General features: G+C 62.9%; 1 protein-coding gene and 1 pseudogene. Both read left to right on the plus strand.

Going from position 1 to position 1,013, the window contains the following annotated elements; genetic code table 11:
• Positions 1-303: NADH-quinone oxidoreductase subunit NuoE family protein (locus AC1DWI_RS24370; protein WP_477726070.1), on the plus strand; the 303-nt coding region annotated here is incomplete at its 5' end.
• Positions 300-1,013 (plus strand): annotated as a pseudogene (locus tag AC1DWI_RS24375) (NADH-quinone oxidoreductase subunit F); the annotation flags it as partial. The gene AC1DWI_RS24370 and the pseudogene AC1DWI_RS24375, both read left to right, overlap by 4 nt.

Raw genomic sequence — 1,013 nt, forward strand, 5'->3', positions numbered from 1 at the left:
TTCTACAACATGTACAACCAGCGCCCCGTTGGCAAGTACAAACTCAACGTCTGCACCAACCTGCCTTGCCAGCTGCGCGACGGCGCCAAGGCGCTCAAGCACCTGGAGCACAAGCTGGGCATCGTCATGGGCGAGACCAGCGCCGACGGTCTTTTCACGCTGCAGCAGTCTGAATGCCTGGGCGCCTGCGCGGATTCGCCGGTGATGCTCGTCAACGATCTCACCATGTGCAGCTTCATGAGCAACGAGAAGCTGGACCAGCTCATCGAAGGCCTTCAATCCGCCGAGGCAAAGCAACCATGACGCTCGCACCCCTGACACCCAACAGCGCGGCCGCGCAGAGCGTGCTGTCGCAGTTCTCGGCTACTGGCGTGCAGACCTGCTTCCACGGCCGGCACATCAATCCGCAAATCCTGGCTGACCTCGACGGCAGCAACTGGCGGCTCAAGGACTACGAAGCGCGCGRCGGCTACCAGGCGCTGCGCAAAATCCTCAAGCAGGATGGCGGCGAGGGCATGACGCCCGACCAGGTCATCGCTGAAGTCAAGGCCGGCAGCTTGCGCGGCCGCGGCGGCGCGGGTTTCCCGACCGGGCTCAAGTGGAGCTTCATGCCGCGTCAGTTCCCGGGCCAGAAATACCTGGTCTGCAATTCGGACGAAGGCGAGCCGGGTACCTGCAAAGACCGCGACATCATGCAGTACAACCCGCACAGCGTGATCGAGGGCATGGCGATCGCCGCCTACGCCATGGGCATCAGCGTGGGTTACAACTACATCCACGGCGAAATCTTCGCGACCTACCAGCGCTTTGAAGAAGCGCTGGAAGAAGCACGCGCTGCCGGCCTGCTGGGCGACAACATTTTCGGCAGCGGTTACAGCTTCCAGCTCCATGCCTCGCATGGTTTCGGCGCCTACATCTGCGGCGAAGAAACCGCGCTGCTCGAGTCGCTCGAGGGCAAAAAAGGCCAGCCGCGCTTCAAGCCGCCGTTCCCGGCCAGCTTCGGCCTCTACGGC

It is taken from the genome of Polaromonas sp. P3_C2 (assembly GCF_056402675.1).